Annotated in this window: 24 protein-coding genes; 18 read left to right on the top strand and 6 right to left on the bottom strand. The window is 40.4% G+C overall.

Going from position 1 to position 22064, the window contains the following annotated elements:
* Nucleotides 1-912: 912 nt before the first annotated feature.
* Nucleotides 913-1779 (bottom strand): DUF5694 domain-containing protein, encoded by an 867-nt coding sequence (locus BM107_RS23660; protein WP_090988020.1) that lies wholly within the window; start codon nucleotides 1777-1779, stop codon nucleotides 913-915.
* A 286-nt stretch (nucleotides 1780-2065) separates the two neighbouring features.
* On the opposite strand from BM107_RS23660, the gene BM107_RS23655 reads away from it, so the two are divergent.
* From BM107_RS23655 to BM107_RS23620, 8 genes are all read left to right on the top strand, one after another.
* Complete coding sequence (locus BM107_RS23655; protein WP_090988018.1) at nucleotides 2066-2743, top strand: response regulator transcription factor; 678 nt, start codon at nucleotides 2066-2068, stop codon at nucleotides 2741-2743.
* Nucleotides 2740-3993, top strand: a complete 1254-nt coding sequence (locus tag BM107_RS23650; RefSeq protein ID WP_208864457.1) for a sensor histidine kinase — start codon at nucleotides 2740-2742, stop codon at nucleotides 3991-3993. Before BM107_RS23655 ends, BM107_RS23650 begins: the two co-directional genes overlap by 4 nt.
* Before the next feature lie 6 nt (nucleotides 3994-3999).
* On the top strand, nucleotides 4000-4662 hold the full coding sequence (locus BM107_RS23645) for a cytochrome b/b6 domain-containing protein (RefSeq protein WP_090988016.1): 663 nt from the start codon (nucleotides 4000-4002) through the stop codon (nucleotides 4660-4662).
* A gap of 107 nt (nucleotides 4663-4769) precedes the next feature.
* Complete coding sequence (locus tag BM107_RS23640) at nucleotides 4770-5393, top strand: VIT1/CCC1 transporter family protein (protein WP_208864456.1); 624 nt, start codon at nucleotides 4770-4772, stop codon at nucleotides 5391-5393.
* 282 nt (nucleotides 5394-5675) lie between these two features.
* Nucleotides 5676-6104, top strand: a complete 429-nt coding sequence (locus BM107_RS23635) for a thioredoxin family protein (protein ID WP_090988014.1) — start codon at nucleotides 5676-5678, stop codon at nucleotides 6102-6104.
* 10 nt (nucleotides 6105-6114) lie between these two features.
* A complete protein-coding gene (locus BM107_RS23630) occupies nucleotides 6115-7047 on the top strand; it encodes an FAD:protein FMN transferase (RefSeq protein WP_090988012.1) in 933 nt (310 codons plus the stop codon).
* A gap of 145 nt (nucleotides 7048-7192) precedes the next feature.
* Nucleotides 7193-7420 (top strand): DUF4266 domain-containing protein, encoded by a 228-nt coding sequence (locus BM107_RS23625; protein WP_090988009.1) that lies wholly within the window; start codon nucleotides 7193-7195, stop codon nucleotides 7418-7420.
* 13 nt (nucleotides 7421-7433) lie between these two features.
* A complete protein-coding gene (locus BM107_RS23620; protein ID WP_090988008.1) occupies nucleotides 7434-8645 on the top strand; it encodes a DUF3570 domain-containing protein in 1212 nt (403 codons plus the stop codon).
* Between the two features lie 394 nt (nucleotides 8646-9039).
* On the opposite strand, the gene BM107_RS23615 is transcribed toward BM107_RS23620, so the two are convergent.
* Genes BM107_RS23615 through BM107_RS23605 form a run of 3 tightly spaced genes read right to left on the bottom strand, consistent with a single transcriptional unit; the run spans nucleotide 9040 to nucleotide 11722 of the window.
* On the bottom strand, nucleotides 9040-10239 hold the full coding sequence (locus tag BM107_RS23615; RefSeq protein WP_090988006.1) for a winged helix-turn-helix domain-containing protein: 1200 nt from the start codon (nucleotides 10237-10239) through the stop codon (nucleotides 9040-9042).
* A gap of 41 nt (nucleotides 10240-10280) precedes the next feature.
* The gene (locus tag BM107_RS23610) at nucleotides 10281-11183 is read right to left on the bottom strand and encodes a DMT family transporter (protein WP_090988004.1); all 903 of its coding nucleotides are present in this window, start codon (nucleotides 11181-11183) and stop codon (nucleotides 10281-10283) included.
* The gene (locus BM107_RS23605; RefSeq protein ID WP_090988002.1) at nucleotides 11183-11722 is read right to left on the bottom strand and encodes a GNAT family N-acetyltransferase; all 540 of its coding nucleotides are present in this window, start codon (nucleotides 11720-11722) and stop codon (nucleotides 11183-11185) included. Before BM107_RS23605 ends, BM107_RS23610 begins: the two co-directional genes overlap by 1 nt.
* Nucleotides 11723-11794: 72 nt before the next feature.
* Between BM107_RS23605 and BM107_RS25380 the strand changes: the two genes are divergently transcribed.
* The 10 genes from BM107_RS25380 to BM107_RS23560 all read left to right on the top strand — a co-directional run bounded on the left by BM107_RS25380 (nucleotide 11795) and on the right by BM107_RS23560 (nucleotide 20593).
* Nucleotides 11795-11914 carry a LysR family transcriptional regulator gene (locus BM107_RS25380; RefSeq protein WP_208864455.1) on the top strand — a complete coding sequence of 40 codons (120 nt, stop codon included), beginning with the start codon at nucleotides 11795-11797 and terminating at the stop codon, nucleotides 11912-11914.
* Between the two features lie 42 nt (nucleotides 11915-11956).
* The gene (locus BM107_RS23600; RefSeq protein WP_208864454.1) at nucleotides 11957-12661 is read left to right on the top strand and encodes a LysR family substrate-binding domain-containing protein; all 705 of its coding nucleotides are present in this window, start codon (nucleotides 11957-11959) and stop codon (nucleotides 12659-12661) included.
* Nucleotides 12662-13019: 358 nt separating this feature from the next.
* Nucleotides 13020-13553 (top strand): hypothetical protein, encoded by a 534-nt coding sequence (locus BM107_RS23595; protein WP_090988000.1) that lies wholly within the window; start codon nucleotides 13020-13022, stop codon nucleotides 13551-13553.
* A gap of 169 nt (nucleotides 13554-13722) precedes the next feature.
* Nucleotides 13723-14103, top strand: a complete 381-nt coding sequence (locus BM107_RS23590; protein ID WP_090987998.1) for a transmembrane 220 family protein — start codon at nucleotides 13723-13725, stop codon at nucleotides 14101-14103.
* A 21-nt stretch (nucleotides 14104-14124) separates the two neighbouring features.
* Entirely contained in the window at nucleotides 14125-14982 is an 858-nt protein-coding gene (locus BM107_RS23585) for an EboA domain-containing protein (protein ID WP_208864453.1), read from the top strand.
* Nucleotides 14983-15007: 25 nt separating this feature from the next.
* Complete coding sequence (locus BM107_RS23580; protein WP_090987996.1) at nucleotides 15008-15988, top strand: TatD family hydrolase; 981 nt, start codon at nucleotides 15008-15010, stop codon at nucleotides 15986-15988.
* Between the two features lie 4 nt (nucleotides 15989-15992).
* Nucleotides 15993-16874 carry a UbiA-like protein EboC gene (eboC, locus tag BM107_RS23575; protein WP_244278900.1) on the top strand — a complete coding sequence of 294 codons (882 nt, stop codon included), beginning with the start codon at nucleotides 15993-15995 and terminating at the stop codon, nucleotides 16872-16874.
* Between the two features lie 26 nt (nucleotides 16875-16900).
* The gene (locus tag BM107_RS23570; RefSeq protein WP_090987994.1) at nucleotides 16901-18064 is read left to right on the top strand and encodes a 3-dehydroquinate synthase; all 1164 of its coding nucleotides are present in this window, start codon (nucleotides 16901-16903) and stop codon (nucleotides 18062-18064) included.
* Nucleotides 18065-18067: 3 nt separating this feature from the next.
* A complete protein-coding gene (gene eboE, locus BM107_RS23565) occupies nucleotides 18068-19234 on the top strand; it encodes a metabolite traffic protein EboE (RefSeq protein ID WP_090987992.1) in 1167 nt (388 codons plus the stop codon).
* Between the two features lie 9 nt (nucleotides 19235-19243).
* Entirely contained in the window at nucleotides 19244-20593 is a 1350-nt protein-coding gene (locus BM107_RS23560; protein ID WP_090987990.1) for an alkaline phosphatase family protein, read from the top strand.
* Between the two features lie 371 nt (nucleotides 20594-20964).
* On the opposite strand, the gene BM107_RS23555 is transcribed toward BM107_RS23560, so the two are convergent.
* The gene (locus tag BM107_RS23555) at nucleotides 20965-21360 is read right to left on the bottom strand and encodes a hypothetical protein (protein ID WP_090987988.1); all 396 of its coding nucleotides are present in this window, start codon (nucleotides 21358-21360) and stop codon (nucleotides 20965-20967) included.
* 321 nt (nucleotides 21361-21681) lie between these two features.
* A complete protein-coding gene (locus BM107_RS23550) occupies nucleotides 21682-21939 on the bottom strand; it encodes a helix-turn-helix domain-containing protein (RefSeq protein WP_090987986.1) in 258 nt (85 codons plus the stop codon).
* Nucleotides 21940-22064: the final 125 nt, after the last annotated feature.

Here is a 22064-nt window from a genome sequence, read left to right as displayed (position 1 = left end):
GAACGGTGATACGGTGCTATGGCCTAGCTATACGGAAATGCATGATGCCGCATTCTGCTCATTAATAGGTAATTACAAAATAACGTCAATGGTAGGGGTAATTTAATGGATAAAAATCGATGGCAATGGCTGCTAATTTAGCAAATTGAAAGGCCAAGAGGCATCGTCATTGCGAGAAGGCTTTTTCAGCCGACGGCTAGCCCCGACTTTTCGGGGAAGCAATCTTAAAACGATCGCTACTAGCGTGCGCATTAAGATTGCTTCGCTGCTCGCAATGACGATTTTTCTATTGGATTCTGTCAATGGTAGGGGTAATTTATTTAATAAAAATCAATTCGCAAAAAAAGATTGCTTCGTCGTTCCTCCTCGCAATGACGACTTTTTTACGGACTCTGTCTATAGTAGCTTTTCGAAAAAAAAGGTTTCTAAATGCTTTAAAGGCGTTTTGATACCGTTACTTGCTCAGGACAAGCTGAGTTCAACTTGACAAATTAGAGGTGAAATTTCAAATTTTATAAAGCTTCTTTTGTTTTTTTATAGCATTTTTAATGTAAGCAATTCAACAGACAGGGATTGGAAGTAATTTTTTTAAAATTTTCAAAAACCAAATGCTTAAGATTCCGTTTCTTCGACATGGAAACTTTTAAGAGGCTACTTTCAATTATTTTAGACGTATTTTTCATTTGTCTGGTCGTTAGCGCCATTCTCGGCATGACCTTAGCTAAACTGGCTTAATTTTTCATCTGATTTTTACAAACCATTACGTTATTTAATTTGCATGGAAAGTTTAGATTCATTTGAAAGGTTGCTGGCTATATTTTTTGCCACCATTTTATTGCTTGGTTTCATTATCGGTACAGCCCTTTACCTGCTGGTATAAACCATGGCTTTTCAGGAGTTAATCCATTGGCGCTATTTCAGGCTGTCGAATTCGATGAACTCATATTCCGGCGAGCTCTCCAGTAATTGCCGGAGGATAGCCCCATGACCGTTCCCGAATATGACCAGAATCCGGTCTTTCGGACTTTCGGTAATCTCCTGAAGGTTTCTAAAAATCCGCAGGTTCCGGCTGTACCAGTTTATGGCCAGGGCATCTGCACCTCTTTTATCATCTAACTTAAAATCACCTACAAGGTAAGCACCATGCATAAGCTGTTGATAGCGCTTCGAGTTTGTAAGTTTGAAGTATACTAACAAGGAAGTGTTAGCACGTAAACTGTCTTCAGCTTTATACCAATGTTCATACATTTTGGAGTAAGGGTCTTCACTTTTATAGTCATAATCTTTAAACAAAGCTTTAAAATACTCCGGATCGATTTTGCTCAATGCAGAAACCATTGAGTTATCATCAATTGAATAAATGGTATCCAGCTTCAGTTCAGTTGCCAGCCGCATACCAAGCTGGTAGCGTTCATCCCGCTCCGCCCTGTAGGCTCCGTTTTTGTATGCTTTTAATTTCTGTGTCGCTTTCCATTCAGGAAAAGCCTCAATTGCGATTTTTGTTGGCCTGAATTTTTTGATATAGTTTACCAGATCAGTAAGTTCTTTTTGCCTGGATGCCGAAAGTACATCCACTTGATCATCGTTTGCGGTTACATGGGCATCTAATCCGGGATAGTGAAAATGAAAAGTCCCGACAAATAACACTTTTGCGCTTTGTTGAGGGAAATATGATTTTGTTGAAGATAAATTTTGATTGTGCTGTGCAAAAACGGATGAAATACCAATCAGCGATGGAATAATTAAGGCTGCCAGCCGGCTAAAAATTGTTTTTTTCATATTGTTGTAATGGATTTGTGTATAAGACAGGTATTGGTTATCAATGTTGCATTACCAATACATCATCTTGATATAAACCTTTTGCGTTTGGTGTAAATTTAAATAACCACTCACTACCTCCGTAAAGGATATCTGGAAAAACCATTTTACCAACATCGGTTAGCGCTTGCTTTAATGTATTTTATGCGTCTTGGTTTTATATCATCTTCTAAATAAATTACACCAGCTTTGTTTTTTATTTAAAACTTCAACATGTCTTCAGTATCTTATACCATATTTGTTTATCATGAAGATTCTGATTATTGAAGATGAGCCGGGTTTGCAACAAAGTATTGTGCAATACCTGATGTCTGAAGGCAACCAATGCAGTATGGCTTCAACTTATGCGCAGGCGCTTGAGCGCCTGGGGTTATACGATTATGATTGCATTCTGCTTGATCTTGGTTTGCCGGATGGAGAAGGACTTCAGTTATTAAACTATTTAAAAAGACTGAACCGGACAGAGGGCGTAATCATCATTTCGGCGAGAAATTCGATTGATCAAAAAATAGAAGGTTTGCGTTTGGGGGCTGATGATTACCTGACCAAGCCTTTCCATCTTTCTGAACTTAATGCCAGGATACTTGCTGTTGTACGCCGGAAAAGTGCGCATGGAGAACGCCATATCGAGTTTAAAGAAATTCGCATTGATTTAGATGCCAAGGAGGTTCTGGTGAAAGGTAAATTGGTTTACCTGACCAAAAAAGAGTTTGATCTCCTGCTTTATTTCGTTGCCAATAAAGGAAAAGTAATTTCTAAATCGGCGGCGGTGGAGCATATTTGGGGTGATGATTCAGACATGGCAGATAGTTTCGATTTCATTTATACCCATATCAAAAACATCAGAAAAAAATTAACTGATGCCGGGAGTGGCGATTATTTTCAATCCGTATATGGCGTGGGTTATAAATTTATGGAAATATGAAGTTGTTTACCAGGTATAATATCATATTGATGGCGATCAGCCTTTTCGGGTTGCTGTTGATTGGTTCTCTTTTTTACCGGTTGCTGGGTTATTACCTGGATAAACAGATTGATCATGATCTGGTAGAAGAGATTATGGAAGTAAAAGAATATGCTTCAAAAGGAAATTTTTATCAGCCGCACGAATTTGAGGATCTGGTTGTTCAATACAAAAAAATAAAAAAAGCCAATCCTTCCAGCAGCTATGCTGATACCATTTTTTATAATCCTGTAAAGCATCATACGGAAACAGCAAGATACCTTAAAACAGAACTTGAACTGTTGGGCCAGCCCTATCAGATCCTGGTCATCGCCTCAAAATCTGAACGCCAGGAGCAGATCCAGAACATCTGCCTAATCATTCTCGTCCCCGTGATGCTGCTTTTTGCTTTGGTTTTGCTGGTGAACCGGATTTTGCTTAAGAAAATCTGGACGCCATTTGAACAGCTGCTTAAAAATATTACGGCATTCAATATTAATCATGAAGTGCCCTATCAGCCGGTAGAAATGCCTGTTGCCGAATTCAGGCAGCTGAATAAAGTATTGGTGGAGCTTTCGGGTAAAGTTAAATCAGACTATAATGAGATCAAGCTATTTACCGAAAATGCATCTCATGAGATGATGACACCCCTCGCTGTGATCAATTCAAAGCTTGATAATATGCTTCAGTCAAATGTTTTGGAGAAAGAGCACGGAGAAACGCTAGTTGAATTATATAAGGCTACCTCTCGCTTAACAAAGCTTAATCAATCTTTGCTGCTTTTGGTTAAAATTGATAATAATTTGCTCCAGGATAAAGAAAAAATTAACCTGAAGTCGCTTATCGAAGAAAAATACGTTTACTTTCAGGAACTTATCAATGGCCGGAACATACATGTGGAATCTGTTTTAGCCGATGTAAGCATTTATGCAAACCAGCAACTTCTGGAGATATTAATCAACAATTTATTTAGTAATGTTATCCGGCATAATTATGATGGAGGGCAGGTTGAGATTCGTTTAGACCCGGAGAAAATTGTATTTGCCAATACCGGCCATAATCCGGCGCTCGATCCCGAAAAAATATTTGATCGTTTTTATAAAGATCATGCTTCTGAAGGTACAGGCCTGGGGCTTGCTATACTTAAGCAGATCTGTAACCGGCAGCACTTCCTGTTGAATTATACCTATCATCACGACTTGCATACTTTTATTATTACCTTTAAACATTAAGTTAATATGGCTATTATCGAACCAATCAATCAGGAAATCGGAGAAATCAATACCGGAAAGAAATACCCGGCCAGCCTGCGCTTTTGGCACTGGGTAAATGTTATTGTGCTTTTCGGATCACTGTTTACGGTACTCATCAACGCTACGCTTTTCGATCATGCGCAACGCAGTTTTGTCAAAACAGCGCTAATGAATGCCGGCGCACCCGTAAGTGATAAGCAGGCAGGCGCGGTAACACATGGACTTGAGGACCAGGTTTGGGGCATCCACATCTACTTTGGCTATGCCCTTGCTACGCTTTTTTTATTCAGGTTGATTGCTGAATTTTTTCTGCCTGCTGCCCAGAGAATTTCTCCAAAAATTAAAAAAGCTTACCTGGCTTATTTTATCTTAAAAAAAGAACGGGAGGCAGCAAAGCACGAATTGGTAGTAAAAGGGCTTTATCTGGTTTTTTATATTTTGTTAGCGATTATGGTGGTTACAGGCTTATTGCTGGCCTTTGAAGATTATACCGGCATTCCCAGAAACATGAATCACAGCATCAAGGAATTCCATGGCTTTTGCATGTACCTGATCCTTGGCTTTATTTTTATTCATTTGGCGGGCATTTTTCTGGCCGAACGAAAAGATGGAAAAGGAATTGTTTCAGATATGATCAACGGGGGGTGAGCAACATCACATGATGACAGACATTATTTTTTAAAAAATGAGAAAGTCCCATAAAGAAGAACATCTAAAAAGTTCCGCATTTATTTCTGATATCGTGATCGGGATGAGTGACGGGCTTACTGTACCTTTTTGCACTTGCCGCAGGTTTAAGTGCTGCAGTAAGTAGCAATTCGATCATCATTACGGCCGGTATTGCCGAGATCATTGCAGGTTGTATTGCCATGGGGCTGGGCGGCTATCTGTCTGGCAAGACTGAACAGGAACATTATGAGAGCGAGCTGAGGCGGGAATACCTGGAGGTTGAAAAAGTTCCGGAGATGGAAAAGAAAGAGGTTAAAGAAATCTTTGCCGCATACGGACTGGATCATCACGCACAAGATCTTTTGGTGGATCAATTGAGTAAAAACAAAGACCAATGGGTAGACTTTATGATGAAATTTGAACTTGGCCTTGAAAAACCGGATATCAACAGGGCCAGAAACAGTGCGCTTACCATAGGTTTATCTTACTGTGTGGGCGGCATGTTACCCTTATCTGCTTATTTTTTTACGTCAAAACCACAGGATGGACTGCTGTTATCTGCCTTACTCACTACCATTTGTTTGTTCGTATTTGGCTATTTTAAAAGCAAGTTAACCGGTCAGCCAGCAGTTAAGGGTGCTTTCAAAGTTACCGCTATCGGGCTCATTGCGGCAGGTGCGGCCTTTTTGATTGCGAGATGGATTGCATAAGCTTTTTTGCATTTTTTTAGGTTTATTTTTAACAGATGTTTAACAATTTTCTTTCAGAACTTCAGAATGTCTTCAGACTTGATTTATTTTTTTGTTAAAAGATCAACCTTCTGATTTTGTTATTGTGCAAAATAGAAAGTTGAGGACATACTTAAATCAGAAGTTTTTATAGGAACAATTTTACAAAGATTTTTCAAGCTGTATTTATTGATCATAAAAGCCTGGCTATAATGCCACTGTTGGATCATCTTATCGTATTGCTGATTTAATTATAAAAGAAGAATGAAATTACTTTTTGTTGCCCTATTGGGGCTGTTTACCATTCCTGCATTATGGATGGAAAACTTTTCAGAAGCACAACAGCAGGCTAAAGCCACGCATAAACAGATTTTAATTAATTTTTCGGGCTCAGATTGGTGCGGCCCATGTATCCGCCTGCGCAAAGAAATTCTCGAATCTGAACGTTTTGAGCAATATGCAGATCAGAACCTGATTTTGGTAAGGGCAGATTTTCCAAGGCAGAAGAAAAACCAGCTGACAAAAGAGCAGGTTAAACTTAACGAGGCATTGGCCGAGGTTTACAATAAGGATGGTAAATTTCCATATACGCTTCTTGTTGACGAAGATGGAAAGGTGCTTAAAACCTGGGATGGATTTCCTAACGAAAGTCCTGAAGCATTTGTATCTGAGTTGGATAAGCTAAAGAAATAACCTAAACAAGATGGCTAAACCTGTTTCTGTAAACCGGATACTAAAACTCATGGGAAACCGGTTTGAGTTTACGGTAATTGCTGAGCATGAGCAGGAGGGGAATGCAGCGATAGATTCGGCAATAAAAGAAGTGCAGCGGATAGAACAGCTGCTTACTACTTACAGCGAACTTAGCCAAACGAGTTTGATAAACAGGCACGCGGGTTTAAAGCCGGTAACGGTTGATGAAGAAGTGATTAACCTGATCGAGCGCTCAATAAGGATCTCTGAAATTACCGACGGCGCTTTTGACATTACCTATGGCTCTATAGATAAAAGATTGTGGAATTTTGATCAGCGTATGACGAGTCTTCCTGATGAAGAAACTGCACTCAAATCTGTCGGATTAATTGATTATCGGAATGTGATCATTGATAAAAAGCAATCAACTGTACTGTTGAAAAATAAAGGAATGAGGATCGGCTTTGGTGGTATTGGAAAGGGCTATGCAGCCGATAGGGCAAAATTAGTGCTGCAACAACTGGGTATTAGAAGCGGAATTGTAAATGCAGCCGGCGATTTGACCACATGGGGTACGCAAATAGGCGGCCACGCTTGGACAGTTGGCATTGCCGATCCTGAACAAACCGACAGGCCGTTTTCTGCACTGAAGATCAGTGATATGGCGATTGCAACTTCGGGTAGTTATGAAAAATATGCGACCATTAATGGGAAGCGTTACTCGCATACCATTGATCCTAAAACCGGACTTCCGGTAAGCGGGGTGAAAAGTGTCAGCATTATTTGCCCGAGTGCTGAACTGGCCGATGCACTTGCCACACCTGTTGTGGTAATGGGGGTAAAGGTGGGGCTCGAACTTATTAACCAGATTAAACAAGTAGCCTGTATTGTTATTGATGATGATGATCGGGTTTTTACCACAAAAAATATTAATGTGATATAATATGAAACCGTCATGATTTTACCAAAACCCGAACGGGAATGAATATTTAAAATCATGATCGCTTCATCACCTTTAAACCGAGCTTGCGAGCTCGTTGATACCATAAAAAACATAAACTATCGTCAATAAAATAAATCATAGATAGATGAAAATTTCCAGAATTTTCCTTGCAACGGTTAGCGCTGTTTCACTAATCAGTATGCTCAGTGCCTGCAGTAGCGTAAAGCCTTATCAAAAAAATAAGATTAACGATGCCGATATGACCCTATCGGCCAGAAAGGTGCAGAAATTTGAACAGAGTTTTCAGCTTTACCGCGAAGGTGCATCTGGTGCCAACGGTGGCAAAAGCGGTGGAGGTTGCGGCTGTAATTAATGAATGATCGGAAATGAAAAAAATATATCTCCATGTGCTCTTTATGTATTTCGGTATATTAGGCACTTATGCACAAAGCAGACCGGAACCGGCAAAAGTAGATAGCAGCAAATATCAGTCGAGAAAGCTAAAAGTAGATGAAATCAATCTGGTTTCGGCTTATTATCATCAGAACGGCAATAATTCTGCGGTAACCGGTGGTATCGGTACCGAGAAACTGAGTGATTTTGCGAATACTATCGACCTTCAAATGTCTAAGTTCAACAAAAGAGGCAAAAAAAATACTTTTCTTTTTGAGCTCGGTGTTGATCATTATACCTCGGCTTCTTCAGATAAAATTGATCCGAATACTATTTCTTCTGCTTCTTCTGCAGATACCCGTATTTATCCGTCACTAAACTGGACACATTCGAACGAAGAGACCGGTAATTCATTCGGTTTTACAGGTTCTTACTCAACGGAATTTGATTACCAGTCGCTTGGGGCAGCCTTTAATTTAACCCGCCTGTCAAAAGATAAAAATACCCAGTTTGATTTTAAACTGCAGGCATTTTTAGATCAGTGGACAGTGATCCTCCCGATAGAGTTACGAACGGGCAATACGGGCAGGGGGCATGAACAGTACGATACCGCACCAAGAAATTCGTTCAGTACATCTTTTTCCTTGTCTCAGGTTATCAGCCAAAAGTTTCAGGCCGCTTTGATTTTGGAGCCATCTTATCAGAAGGGATTACTGGCGACTAAATATCAGCGTAATTATTTTACGGATGGTTCGCTCCGCGCTGAAACATTACCCGATAAGCGTTATAAACTTCCTATAGGCTTACGCATGAACTATTTCCTGGATGATCATTTTGTAATTCGTACTTTTTACCGTTACTATATGGATAACTGGGGCATCAGGGCGCATACAGCTGAACTTGAAATACCGGTGAAGATCAATTCTTTCTTTTCGATCAGTCCTTTCTACCGGTATAATAACCAGGTGGGTACCAAATATTTTGCACCTTACGGGCAGCATGCTCCATCTGAACAATATTTTACCAGTGATTATGATCTATCTACACTAACAAGCGACTTTTATGGTGCAGGTATTCGTTTTGCCCCGCCCAAAGGTGTTTTTGGCTGGCAAAGACTTAACATGCTGGAGTTGAGATATGGGCATTATTCGCGATCGACAAGTTTGGTTTCCAATATCCTATCGCTAAACCTTAAATTTAAGTAAGATGCTATCCGTAATAAAGAGCTATTCAGGTATTTAAATTCTTCTGACGGGTACATTGGGGCTGTATCAAAATAACAGATTTAGCACCGGTAAAAGAATTAAATCTGGCGGTGTCGTCGGGCATCTTAATGATTTGGTATAGAAGTACTTATTTTCTATACTATCGCATTAAGATTAGCTTCGCTGATCACTCCGCGGTTCCCGTTTTCACGTGAATGACGACCTTTCAAAATATATGCTGCCAAAAATCCAAAAATCATTTCTGATACAGCCTTTTTTTACTAAAGTTAACCTACATTCTTTTTTTAAAATAAAGACATTGTTGGCTAGCTCTTAATAAACGGTCGTTAACATTGCAAGAGTTTAGTTTTTTCCAGATGTAGATCTTTCAAACTTAGTATCCATCCGAAAATGCTTCACTGATTAAGTTAAGCAGGTCGTTACGGTTTGATTTTTTAAAGACCACATCATTGCACTTATTGAACAAAATAAATTCCTTTAAATGATGGATAAGCTTATCGATGGTTTTTTCGTCAGGCTCAACGGCTTCAAAATGGAGATTGTGGACGATCAATGTTTTCTTTTTCCGGTCGGCTTTGGCATCCATCCTGGCAATAAACCTTTCTCCGGCCAGAATAGGTAAAGAGAAATAGCCAAATTTTCGTTTCGGAGCTGGCACGAAGCACTCAATCTGATAATCGAAATCGAAAAATTCTTTTAAACGGGCACGAAATACGTTCAGGATATCAAAAGGCGAGAGGATGAAAACTTCGTCTTCTACACTAACATTAACATCTGCGCCAGAAAGCATATACAATGGTCCTTTTACACCCTCTACCTTTGCCGTTGTAACTTCTCCTGCCTGCAGCATCTTTTCCAGTTCTTTTTTTATCAGGTTGCCTTTTACGCGGCGGGCACGCCAGGCCATTTCTTTTACCGATGAAATGCCCAGTGCACCGAGGGTGCGTTTAATGATGTAACGTGCATAATCTTCGTCAGTAGGTTCGGTTTGGTCGGTGTCATGTGGTATTACATCCAAAGGAAGCTGGTAAACTTTTTGAAATGCGCTATTGCGGCTGATCATCAGTTTGCCTTCCAGGTAAAGCCTTTCTAATGCAACCTTTGCCGGGCGCCAATCCCACCAGCCCGAGCTGGCTTCTATACGGTCGTTCTCAAAATCGCCAACCATCACCGCCCCATCCCGCTCAACCTGATCTAGAATTTGTGTCATTAAATCCGATTGTGCTTTTGTTAAGGGGCTACCCTGCGTTGCAAATGCTTTTTTTACCGGAAGCGAAAATCGGAAATCGTGCATGGGCAGAAATCCTGCATCGGAAGTGAAATATTCGAAAACATCACCATCATTACATAAGGCTGCAAGCCATTCTGTTTGATAATCCGGAACCCGCGTAAACAGGGCATGATGGTGGGCACGTTCTACAACATAGTTGGTATCTAACTGTACATAACCCAAATGGTCAATTACACGGTTAACGGCCTCAATACCAGTGCCAAAATGCGCTTTTCCGGAGAGGCCTGCCGCATGTAAAATCATTCTCCGCGCCTGCGATCTGCTGAGTTCAATAGCTTCCATTGTGCTAAGATATTGATCATTTATCAGGCATCAAATATTGCTTAACCCTTTTTCGGTTTGGATAAATGTGCTATTGCCATCTCTCCATGTATCCTCCATTTAAGCTCCGAAATCAGCGTGGCTGTAAAAATCAATCCTCCGCCTATTAATAAGCGGGAGGTAATGGCTTCACCCAGCATAAAATGTGCGGCAATGGCACCAAAAACCGGTTCGAAAAGATAAATGATCGATACCCTTTCGGCGCTGATGTATTTTTGAGCAATGTTTGATATGGTATACATGTATGCAGTAGAAAATAACGCACAGAAAATGATACCGAACCAAAAAGTTTGCGTTTCGGGAATCCAGACCGTGTTGTTTTGAAAGGAGGCCAATAAAAAAGTGAAAAGCGCACAGGTGGCAAACATGGGGACTATGCTGGGTACAATATCACCTTCTTTCGATTTCTTTTCCACCTGAATTAAATATACGGCGAAACAGAAAGCCCCGGTAATGGTATACAAATCGCCGATACCAATACTCAATTTATCAGTAAGTGATATGACGAAAAGGCCAGTTAGCGCTACGCAGGCCGCAATCCATATTTTCAGCGGCGCAGCTTTTCGGTAAATCATCAGTTTGATTACAGGAATGATCACCACGGTTATGCCGGCTACAAAGGAACATTGCGATGCTGAAGTATGTGTAATACCGAGGGTTTGCAGGTAAATGCCCAATACAAGCGATATTGCAAGGCCCGCGCCCGTTTTCATCGTGTTTATATTAAGCTTCTTTACGTGCTTCCAGAAAATTACGGATAAAACCATCGTGGCTAAAAGGAAACGGTAGCATAAAAATAAAAGTGGCTGACCATGGCCAATCGCCAGTTTGGTAACCGAAAAAGAAATACCCCAGAAAGCGGTGCCCAGGACGAGTAAAATCAGGAAAAGGGTTCTTTTTTCCATTATAATGTCTTTAATTCGTTTGAATGATCCAGTTCTTTTTTCATTAACAGATCGGTTTGCTCATCGTTACCGAGCCAGAATGCATGTTTTCCAAAGGCTTTGAAGCCATTTTTTTCGTAAAACCGTAAAGCCCTGTGGTTTTCTTCCCATACCCCAAGCCACACCCATTTTGCCCCTTGTTCGCAGGCCATATCAATAGCTTTTTGATAAAGGGCCTGGGCTACTTTTTTGCCATGGAATACTTGTCGTACGTAAATCCGTTCAATTTCAATGGCATCTTCTATTTTTTCGTTTTGTGCTTCACCAGAATTAATTTTCAAATAAGCCACAACATTACCATCTACCATCGCAAAATAAAACTGCGAATCCCTGTTATTCAGTTCCGTTTTCAATTTCTCCTCCGAAAAACTTTTTTCCAGATAATCTTTCATATCGTCTTCCGTATTTACGCCGGCAAAAGCTTCATAAAATGTGCTTCTCCCAATTTCCTGGAGTTTTGGGATGTCGTTTGTGGTTACCTTTTCAATACTGATTTTCATGTTACGAATGTAATTAGTTGTTAAATGATTTAAAATGTTATTATTTCATTTATTAATGCATATTTTGCATTAATGGATCTCCAAAGAATCAAATATTTTTTAGCCCTTGCAGAGCAGCTTCATTATTGGAAAACTGCAGAGAAGGTTAACATTACGCAGTCAGCACTAAGTCGCCATATCCAATCGCTCTAAAATGAATTGGGCCTGCAGCTGTTTGAGCGTAATAAGCGTAATGTGAAACTTACGCCGGCAGGCAAATTCCTGAAAGAAAAGTGGGAAATCGAATTAAATGAACTGGAATATATCCATCAATTTGCTAAACAGCTCCATTTAGGCGAGCGTGGAACCATTACCATTGCACATCCCGATTCCATATCCGCTTCGCTCATGCCTGATATGCTGGCTAAGATCACACAGGTACTTCCCCGGCTTCAGATCAAGTTGGTACAGGTTTTATTTGAAAATCAACTGGATTTCTTAAAAAACTATAAGATTGACCTGGCCATCACGAGAGATATCAACAGCGAACCGGGGATCAGGGCGAAAAAACTGTATTCCGATCACCTTGCATTGGTGGTTCCGGTAGAACATCCTTTTAACGTGTTCGGAGATCTATCTACCGAAAGCCTGAAAAAGCAAAAATTTATACTGCCCACCAGAGATGAGGGAAGCAGTTACAGCGAGATCATCCAGGCATTATTTAAATTTTACGATTTTGTTCCGGATGTGTTTTTACACTCTGAATTTGGTTCTGCCATCATCGCATTGGTGAGAAAGGGCTTGGGCATAGCCATTTTACCCGACTCGTATATGCACCATCAAAGTCCTGGTTTGCGCTTCATCCCGCTGCCATTTAAAACAGACTTATGGATCAATTGGCGGGCAGACGATCATAATCCTGTGCTGGCCAATATTTTGAAGATTGTGTTTAAGTACTAACTAAATATTTTACTTAATTTTTTGATACCTATATGTTTAGAATTACAAGAAAAAAGAATTTTATTAAAATATGATGGAAATGCTTTAACTTTGATAAAAATTAGTCACTCTCAATAAGTAAGTAGAAATAAATAATAACAATTTAAATTAATCGTTGTTATTATTTTACACTTAAAAGAATTACCATGGGTAGCAATAACAATTCATACGGACAAAATAAAGCACATTATAACAGTGCTGTTTCGGCCAAAAATTCTTGTGTTAAAATCAATTCTACATCAAAATCAAATCTTGTACGTGTGACTTCCAATCAAATCAATAATGGACGTTCACAAGCATACAAGCACTTGATACCTTAATGTTTGATCATTCATATCCATTTACAAAACATTTTACCAACAAATTTCAAGGAGCTCAGTACTTAAAAGAGCGAACCACTTATATTTTTAAAACTCAGAAAGAAAAATATCATATAGAGGTTGAAGAGTATCTTTTTAATATTTATGTGTTGAAATTTTTTCCTGCGCGTTTAAAAAAACATCCAAGGAAATTCAATGTTCTCACTGGTGAAAATAAGATGGGTAAAATTGTGGCAACCTGTATACAGCTTATATTACAGATATTGAAAAGGAATCCTATAGCAAGCTTTGGTTTTTTAGGATCACATACCTTTGATCCAAAAAGGTCTTACGAGGAAAGTAAGGATTGTACAAAAAGATTTAAAATATATCGTTACGCTGTTTATAATCTTATTGGTGAAGCATATTTTAGCCATTTCATGGAAGAAAAAAACAGCACCTATTTATTGGTTAATAATAAACATGAAGATGTTGAGTTAATTAAGGAACAAGCCAATATCATGTTCGATACTATTTTTCCTTTACTAAGTTAGGATAATTATTATTCGCATTTAACTTTTTATCAATCACTTTCTTAATCAAAAAAATATTTTACTGCAGTATATAATTTACATTTTATAGGCAAAAAAAGCATCAAGTTTAAATAACTTTGTTTTTTATTGAAAAATCGGTGAATCGATTTATTTAAACCAAATAATTAAAATGCTTTTACTTATTCTCAACATTATTTTCTGTATCTCCTTTTTGGGTTTTGCCTATGTAAACCTTAATGATAACGACGCTTTTTTATGGGTGTCTATTTATTTAAGTGCTGCAATATGCTGTGGATTGGCTGCTGCCGGTAAGTATTATCCGTTTGCATATCTGTTTTTAACTGCTTTTTATTTGATTTACGCGGTCATCCTGTTTTTTGCAAAAGACGGCGTACGCGATTGGATCACTAAATACAGGCGCGAGAGCCTGGTGCAGAGTATGCAGGCTACTAAACCCTATATCGAACAAACAAGGGAATTTTTTGGCCTGTTGATTATTGCAGGAGCATTGCTGATCAACTATTTTGTTTCTGCAGGTATCACCGCATAATAGCTTTTTTTGACATAATTTATGAGAAATGAGCATATGAAGGCCGTGAATGAGATTATAGGGGCTGTTGTTAAAAATAACATCAGTGTAGCAGCCGAAAAGTGGCTGGAGGAATTTTCACAAGCTCAAGACCAAGCTACACTGTTGGCCAGGGCATTTGTGATGCTGCCCCGCAAAACGGGTAAATTACCGGTTGCTATTTCTGAGGAGCAGCAAGCAGTGCTGGATGCAGCCGGTTTTGGGTATATCAGCAGCTGGACAATAGACAGGCTCACCCGGGTGTGGCTGTTGGCAGGTTTGGATCCGGGAGATAAAGAACTTTTATTTTCCTCCGTTAACCCCTTATTTCTGTCGGCAGAAGTAAATGAAGCTGTGGCTCTATATTCGGCTCTTCCGTTTTTACCCCATCCCGAAATCTGGACGAAACGCTGTGCTGAAGGGATCAGGAGCAATATTGGTTCTGTACTCGAAGCCATTATGGAAAATAATCCTTATCCGGCAGCAAACCTGGATGAAGCTGCATGGAACCAGCTGGTGCTGAAAGCTTTTTTTACCGAGAAGAATATTAAACTGATAGTGGGTTTAGATCAACGCGCCAATCTGCTGCTTGCTTTAACGCTGGTAGATTACGCTCAGGAACGCTGGGCTGCGGGCAGGGAAGTACATCCACAGTTGTGGCGCCTGGTGGGTAGATTTATCAATCCTGAAATTTTTGAAACCCTTAAAACCGGTTTGCAGCATTATAACCAGATGGAACAACGCGCCATTGCGCTGGCCATTTCGCAGTCTGATTACCAACCGGCAAAAGATTATATCAATACTTTTCCGGAACTGAAATTGGCCCTGGCCGATGGAAGCTTAAACTGGAATTCATTTTAACCTATAAAAAATCTAAGATAAAGATATGTGTTGTAGCAGTTCAATAGAAAGAGATAAAGCCATGATGGGCGAGCCAGAAGCTTTCGATATCAGTGCGGTAAAGGGAATGAAATTCTTCGACCCACATGTGCATATGACTTCGAGAACAACAGACGATTATCAGGCTATGGCCGATGCTGGTGTTGTTGCTTTGATAGAACCCGCATTTTGGTTGGGCCAGCCCCGTACCGGATTGGATAGTTTTAGGGATTACTACAGCAGCCTGATTGGTTGGGAGCGTTTCCGTTCTTCTCAATTTGGCATTAAACACTATTGCACCATTGGTCTTAACTCCAGAGAGGCCAATAATGAAAGCCTGGCCGAACAGGTAATGGAAATCCTGCCTTTGTTTATTTATAAAGAAGGCGTGGTTGGTGTTGGCGAGATCGGTTTTGATGATCAGACTGCTGCCGAAGAAAAATATTACCGTTTGCAGCTGGAACTTGCTAAGGAAGCAGGTTTGCCTGTTCAGGTACATACCCCACACCGCGATAAGAAAAAGGGCACCCAGCGCAGCATGGATATTGCTTTGGAGCATGGCCTTGATCCTTATAGCGTGATTATCGATCACAATAATGAAGAAACGGTAAAAGAGGTATTAGACAGAGGTTTTTGGGCAGCTTTTACCATTTATCCTTTTACCAAAATGGGCAACGAGCGTATGGTAGAAATTGTAAAGCAATACGGTTCGGAGCGTATTATGGTCAATTCTGCTGCCGATTGGGGCATTAGCGACCCCCTGGCGGTACCGAAAACTGCCGCCCTGATGAAAATGCGTGGACTAAGCGATCAGGATATTCAATTGGTTACCTACAACAATGCCATAAAGGCTTTTGCACAGAGTGGACAACTTGATGAAAGCGATTTTAACGCACAGATAGACCTTACAGAGAAATTTGAAGGTAATACCATCTTAAGAGGCGGACAGCAGCCCAGACCAGATAAATCTTCTATCATTATTAGTTAAAGTATTGAAAAAATTAACTGTCTATCTGCGCATGATGCGCCCGGCCAACATCGTTACTTCAGTAGCCGATATTCTGGCAGGGATTGCCATTTCAGGGGTTTTAAGCATTGGCTTTCCCATTCCATGGCTGTCTATTATATTATTGGCTGCATCAACCGCCTGTTTATATGGCGGAGGGATCGTTTTTAACGATGTTTTTGATGCAGATCTGGATAAAATAGAACGTCCGGAACGGGCTATTCCCAGTGGCATAATCAGTTTACGGGATGCAACCTTATTGGGAGGCCTGCTACTGTTTGCAGGAATCGCTTTTGCGGCTTTAAATAGCCTGACCTCGGGATTATTGGCCCTTCTGGTAGCTGTTTTTGCCTTACTTTATAATAAATTTGGGAAACACCATTCCTTCTTCGGTCCGTTGAATATGGGCCTATGCCGTGGCTTTAACCTGTTGTTGGGTATAAGTATCGTGCCTGAAATGCTATCCAATCACTATCTGGCTATTATTCCTGTCATTTACATTTTTTCCATTACCATGACCAGCCGTGGCGAAGTTCATGGAGGCCGTGCTAAAAACTTATATTTGGCCGCGTTTCTATATGCTATAGTAATCTGTGCCATAGCTTATTTTGCATTTGTAAATGAAAGGTTGCTGCTGTCAATGCTATTCCTCGTGCCATTTGTCGTCATGATTTTCAGGCCGCTTATAAAAGCCATAAAAGAGCCTGTTGGCAAAAATATCGGTGGCGCAGTAAAAGCCGGCGTCATTTCACTTATTCTGATGGATGCTGCCTGGGCGGTAACCTTTGATGCTTTGATCCTGGCTTTTATCATAGCAGCGTTATTGCCTTTATCCATGTGGCTTTCTAAATTATTTGCCGTTACTTAACCATCAAACACAACTTCGCAATTGTTATGGAACATTTACACCAATCCTTTACTGTACAGTATCATTATAACGTTTTCTTCACCTCTTCGCTTTTTTCGCCTGAAAACGAATTGTTGAACAGTTTTTTGGTTAACTTAAATCCGGCTGCTGCAATAAAGAAAATTTTATTTGTTATTGATAAGGGGGTAGCAGATGCACACCCAGGACTTACTACGCAAATTAAAGCCTATTTTTTACAGCATCATCGAACTCAACTGGTTCAGGATATGCTGGTCATCCCGGGTGGAGAGCAGGTGAAAAATGACACGGGATATTTTGACCAGGTATTAGAAGCCATTAATACATATGGTATAGACAGGCATTCGTTTGTTGCGGCCATTGGTGGCGGGGCAGTACTAGATATGGTGGGTTATGCGGCTACCGTAGCACACCGGGGCATAAAACACATCAGGATTCCGAGTACCGTGCTTTCGCAGAACGATTCGGGTGTCGGGGTAAAAAACGGAATCAATTATTTCAATAAAAAGAACTTTCTGGGCACTTTTTCGCCACCCGTTGCTGTTTTTAACGATGAAGTGTTTTTAAATACTTTATCTGACCGCGATTGGCGTTCAGGTATTGCCGAAGCGGTTAAAGTGGCACTGATTAAAGATGCCGGATTTTTTGAATGGCTGGAAACAAACGCGGTTGCACTTGCAAATCGTGATACCGCCGCTATGAACTACCAGATCTGGAAATGTGCGAAATTACATATGGAACATATCCGCAGTGCCGATCCATTTGAGAACGGTTCGGCCCGTCCACTGGATTTTGGCCATTGGAGTGCACATAAACTGGAATACCTGACTAATTTTGAAGTGAGACACGGGGAGGCAGTTGCCATGGGCATTGCTTTAGATACCGTATATTCTAATTTATCGGGCAGGATCAGTGCTGAAGACGCACGCAGGGTGATCAACCTGATTCAGCAACTTGGTTTTGAACTCACGCACCCGTTGTTGCAGGTTAAGGAAGGCAACAGCCCGATTTTGGATGGATTGGAAGAATTCCGCGAGCATCTTGGTGGGCAGCTTACCATTACTTTGCTTACCGGACTGGGCAGCGGCGAAGAAGTCCATGAAATTGATGCCGACATATTAAAGCAGGCCGCAGAAATTTTAAATCAACAGACCGCCAGTATTCAACATTAAGCTATGAAATTAACTTCAGGGCACTTAACCTTCTGCACCAATATTTACGCAGGCGAAAACTGGGCGGCACATTTTGATGTGTTAAAATCCAGTTTCCCAATACTAAAAGCAAAATTATCTCCAGATGCACCAATGGGGATCGGTTTACGCCTTTCCAACCTGGCCAGCATCGAACTGTTGGAGGGAAATCATCTTGAAACATTTAAGCAGTGGCTTGCACAGGAAGGTGGTTACGTTTTTACCATGAACGGATTTCCATACGGCGGTTTTCACCATACCAGGGTGAAAGATCAGGTACATGCGCCCGATTGGACAACGGTAGAGCGTGTTGAGTATACGCTCCGTTTAGTAGAAATCCTGTCAAGGCTGCTTCCTGATGATATGGAAGGTGGTATTTCAACCTCGCCATTAAGTTATAAGCCCTGGTTTAATGATATGGGGGGGAGAAAAAGCGCCACATTTAGTGCAACGGCCAATATTATACAGGTGGCGGAAGGTTTACATCGTATTTTTAGCCAGAGCGGCAAGGTTATCCATTTGGATATTGAACCCGAACCGGATGGTTTTCTTGAATCTGGACGGGAATTTATTGAGTGGTACGAAAATATACTTTTACCTGCAGTAAAAGATGAAAGCCTGATCAAAAAGCACATTTGTTTATGTTATGATGTTTGCCATTTTGCAATCGGTTACGAACCACATACCGCCATTATCAAAGAATTGCAGCAAAAGGGTATCAAAATTGGGAAAATCCAGATCAGTGCGGCGCTAAAAGCTAAATTGCCGTCTTCTGAGGTAGAAAGAAACGCGGTATTGGATCAGCTTGCCCGATTTGATGAACCTGTTTATCTTCATCAGGTAATCGCCAAAAAAAATGATGGCAGTTTAATTCGTTATCCTGATCTTAAAGAAGCACTGGCAGAAAGTAAAAACTATGCAGTAGAGGAGTGGCGGGCGCATTTCCATGTGCCTATTTTTGTAGAAGACATGGGCCTGATCCAATCTACGCAATCAGATATTACAGCCGTGCTGAACCTTCAGAAAACTAATCCGTTTACCGATCATTTAGAAGTAGAAACCTATACCTGGGAAGTTTTGCCTGCAGCGTTAAAAGCGCCCCTTAACGATTCCATTATCAGAGAACTGGACTGGGTAAAAAAAATATTATAAGTTAAGCATATGCATAAAACCGTTGTTATCGATATTGTAGCCTTATCTAATTCTGTGATAGGAAAACATACACCCTTTCTTCAGAAATACATCGCTGAACACCACCTCAGTACGATTGAACCTTTATTGCCAGCGGTTACCACGGCGGTACAGTCGAGTTACCTGACGGGTAAATTTCCTTCAGAAAACGGGATTGTGGGCAATGGCTGGTACGACCATGAGGATGCGGAAATCAAATTCTGGAAACAGTCTAACAAACTGGTTAATGCTGAAAAAATCTGGGATCAGGCTAAAAAGGAAGATCCGGATTTTACCTGTGCCAATATGTTCTGGTGGTACAATATGTATTCTACAGCCGATTTTTCGGTAACACCCCGGCCTAATTACCTTGCCGATGGACGTAAATTGCCTGATTGCTATTCGCAACCGGCCGAACTTCGCGATCATTTGCAGGCTAAGCTGGGCCAGTTCCCTTTGTTTCAGTTCTGGGGACCAGGTGCCAATATCAAATCAACAAAGTGGATTGCAGATGCCTCAATGGAAACCGAGAAACTGCATAATCCGACACTTACCTTAATTTATCTGCCTCATTTAGATTATTGCCTGCAAAAGTTTGGCCCGGAGCTGGAAAAAATCAGCGCCGAGCTGAAAGAAATTGACCAGGTGGTAGAGGAACTGGTGCGTTTTTATGAAAGCAGGGGGGCGCGCATCATTTTACTTTCTGAATATGGGATTGCGCCTGTAAATCAGCCCATTCATCTGAACCGTTTGTTCCGGGAGAACGGCCTGATCCAGATCCGCGAAGAAAGAGGATTGGAATTGCTTGACGCGGGTGCTTCGAAAGCCTTTGTAGTGGCCGATCATCAGGTGGCACATGTATATATTAATGATAAAAGTGTTACCGAACAGGTTGAAGCGCTATTGAAAAATGTACCTGGTATTGATTTGATACTTGATAAAAAAGGGCAGGAACAATACCATATTAACCATAAACGTTCTGGCGATCTGGTACTGGTTGCAAAAGAGAACAGCTGGTTTACTTATTATTTCTGGTTAGATGATGCGAAGGCACCGGATTACGCCAGGGTAGTAGATATTCATAAAAAACCTGGATACGATCCGGTAGAAATGTTTATGACCTCAAAATTAAAGGCCGGATATAAACTTTTGAGAAAAAAGGCCGGCTTCCGTTATGTGATGGACGTCATTCCGCTTGACGCTACGCTGGTTAAAGGGTCGCATGGCGGCATCAATACCGCTGATCAATATAAACCTGTTCTGGTTACGTCAAAAGCAATGGATAAGACCTTGCAGGCACCCGATGTTTATCAGGTAATTTGGGATAGTTTAACGGTTTAAAAAGGTAACCATTCTACTGATCCGATCGCAATCGGATCAGCTAGGGTTTATGGTTTTTGAGCAATGATATTGTCAAAAAAAATCGTGATTGCGAGAAGCCTTTTTCAGCCGACAGCTAGCCCCGACTTTCCGGGGAAGCCATCTTTTTTATCGCACCAATGATATAATCTGTTAGCAGGGTCCTAATTCCCGCGCATTCGGGAGTTTTAAAGCAAACGTTTTAAGATTCCACTCAAGTTGGGAATGACGATTGACCGGGGGATATTACTAACTAAATTTTATCTGGCATTAATATTGATGTTATCCATTGGGTTATCCCTCAGACTGACAATGTATATTTTTATACTTTTTTAAACCTTTACCTTAAATTATTATTCTCTTATAAACCTATACCCGCAACCCTCAATACAAGGTGGGTTAAGTTCCAGCGATTTTGCTGAAGCCCGGTATCGGAAAATTGCCGGCATTTTATTGTTGTCGCTATAAACCTCCATTTGTACACTGTCTAATATCTTAAAGGAAAATAGATTTGGGATTGCATCACCTTTAATTATTCCGGCTTTATCTACTGATTTCTCCAAAATCAAATATTTGGCACCACCTGTAACCTTTGTGTACTTCCCTTGTCCATTACCAATATCGAACAAGGTTTCGGTCAGTTTCCATTTTCCGTAAACTTCGCTTTTGCCATCATTACTATAGTCTGATTTTTTGCACGATGCATTGATCATGCCTACAGCCGCCAAAAAGAATAAAATTTTTTTCATAAAGTTGAATTTACAGCGTATACGCAGACGAATCCCAAAACGCTACTGGCAGGCTGAATTTAACTATTTATTTTTGCGGGTGAATATCTTCATTTACCTGTAGAGAACGGATTATTGTGCTGACCTCACAACTATCAGGTTTTTTTAACCGCAAATATTTTTAACGTTCTTCTGCTGTAGGTTGCAGACAGCTGTTTTTTATGGTTATTATAAATATGGAAGAAAGCCGAAGATACTTTGCCAATGCCGGTTCGATTGAATTCATATCAGTATCAATCCTGAGGTTGCCACCAAAAACTCCAGCAATTACCGTTGTATATTTTATTCCAGTCCAGCGCTGAAATCTATTCCAAAGTCAAAATCAAGCAGTACTGTCGGGTGGATTTTTAAACCGATGGCCAGTCGCATAATGGTAATAAAATTTGGACTGGTTTCGCCATTTTCATATTTAATGATGTCGCCGGTGTTTACCCCACTTCTTTTATAAAATTCGCGATAAGAAAGTTCCTGTTTCTCTTTTAAGGATTTTAAATGCTCGCCAAAGCTTTTCAGAATTATTTTTTCTTTCTCACTGATCATTTCATTGCTAATAAAAATACAATTGGCAATGTCTTTTATATTTTATTCAAAATCGTCATGCAATTACTTGACATTTGTCTTTTTTTTATTTACATTTACGTAACAAAAAAAAATAGACCAGTAAA

This window comes from Pedobacter suwonensis, assembly GCF_900111825.1.
Classification (GTDB): Bacteria; Bacteroidota; Bacteroidia; order Sphingobacteriales; family Sphingobacteriaceae; genus Pedobacter; species Pedobacter suwonensis.
This window is presented reverse-complemented; position numbering and strand designations above follow the sequence as displayed.

What these genes read in the sequence shown, in the direction of transcription:
- BM107_RS23660 (WP_090988020.1), bottom strand. Translation starts at nt 1,779, where the DNA reads ATGAAAAAAACAATTTTTAGCCGGCTGGCAGCCTTAATTATTCCATCG.
- BM107_RS23595 (WP_090988000.1), top strand. Translation starts at nt 13,020, where the DNA reads ATGTTTGATCATTCATATCCATTTACAAAACATTTTACCAACAAATTT.
- BM107_RS23580 (WP_090987996.1), top strand. Translation starts at nt 15,008, where the DNA reads ATGTGTTGTAGCAGTTCAATAGAAAGAGATAAAGCCATGATGGGCGAG.
- BM107_RS23610 (WP_090988004.1), bottom strand. Translation starts at nt 11,183, where the DNA reads ATGGAAAAAAGAACCCTTTTCCTGATTTTACTCGTCCTGGGCACCGCT.
- BM107_RS23655 (WP_090988018.1), top strand. Translation starts at nt 2,066, where the DNA reads ATGAAGATTCTGATTATTGAAGATGAGCCGGGTTTGCAACAAAGTATT.
- BM107_RS23645 (WP_090988016.1), top strand. Translation starts at nt 4,000, where the DNA reads ATGGCTATTATCGAACCAATCAATCAGGAAATCGGAGAAATCAATACC.
- eboE (WP_090987992.1), top strand. Translation starts at nt 18,068, where the DNA reads ATGAAATTAACTTCAGGGCACTTAACCTTCTGCACCAATATTTACGCA.
- BM107_RS23570 (WP_090987994.1), top strand. Translation starts at nt 16,901, where the DNA reads ATGGAACATTTACACCAATCCTTTACTGTACAGTATCATTATAACGTT.
- BM107_RS23620 (WP_090988008.1), top strand. Translation starts at nt 7,434, where the DNA reads ATGAAAAAAATATATCTCCATGTGCTCTTTATGTATTTCGGTATATTA.
- BM107_RS23590 (WP_090987998.1), top strand. Translation starts at nt 13,723, where the DNA reads ATGCTTTTACTTATTCTCAACATTATTTTCTGTATCTCCTTTTTGGGT.
- BM107_RS23635 (WP_090988014.1), top strand. Translation starts at nt 5,676, where the DNA reads ATGAAATTACTTTTTGTTGCCCTATTGGGGCTGTTTACCATTCCTGCA.
- BM107_RS23550 (WP_090987986.1), bottom strand. Translation starts at nt 21,939, where the DNA reads ATGATCAGTGAGAAAGAAAAAATAATTCTGAAAAGCTTTGGCGAGCAT.
- BM107_RS23630 (WP_090988012.1), top strand. Translation starts at nt 6,115, where the DNA reads ATGGCTAAACCTGTTTCTGTAAACCGGATACTAAAACTCATGGGAAAC.
- BM107_RS23650 (WP_208864457.1), top strand. Translation starts at nt 2,740, where the DNA reads ATGAAGTTGTTTACCAGGTATAATATCATATTGATGGCGATCAGCCTT.
- BM107_RS25380 (WP_208864455.1), top strand. Translation starts at nt 11,795, where the DNA reads ATGGATCTCCAAAGAATCAAATATTTTTTAGCCCTTGCAGAGCAGCTT.
- BM107_RS23625 (WP_090988009.1), top strand. Translation starts at nt 7,193, where the DNA reads ATGAAAATTTCCAGAATTTTCCTTGCAACGGTTAGCGCTGTTTCACTA.
- BM107_RS23560 (WP_090987990.1), top strand. Translation starts at nt 19,244, where the DNA reads ATGCATAAAACCGTTGTTATCGATATTGTAGCCTTATCTAATTCTGTG.
- BM107_RS23605 (WP_090988002.1), bottom strand. Translation starts at nt 11,722, where the DNA reads ATGAAAATCAGTATTGAAAAGGTAACCACAAACGACATCCCAAAACTC.
- BM107_RS23585 (WP_208864453.1), top strand. Translation starts at nt 14,125, where the DNA reads ATGAGAAATGAGCATATGAAGGCCGTGAATGAGATTATAGGGGCTGTT.
- BM107_RS23555 (WP_090987988.1), bottom strand. Translation starts at nt 21,360, where the DNA reads ATGAAAAAAATTTTATTCTTTTTGGCGGCTGTAGGCATGATCAATGCA.
- BM107_RS23615 (WP_090988006.1), bottom strand. Translation starts at nt 10,239, where the DNA reads ATGGAAGCTATTGAACTCAGCAGATCGCAGGCGCGGAGAATGATTTTA.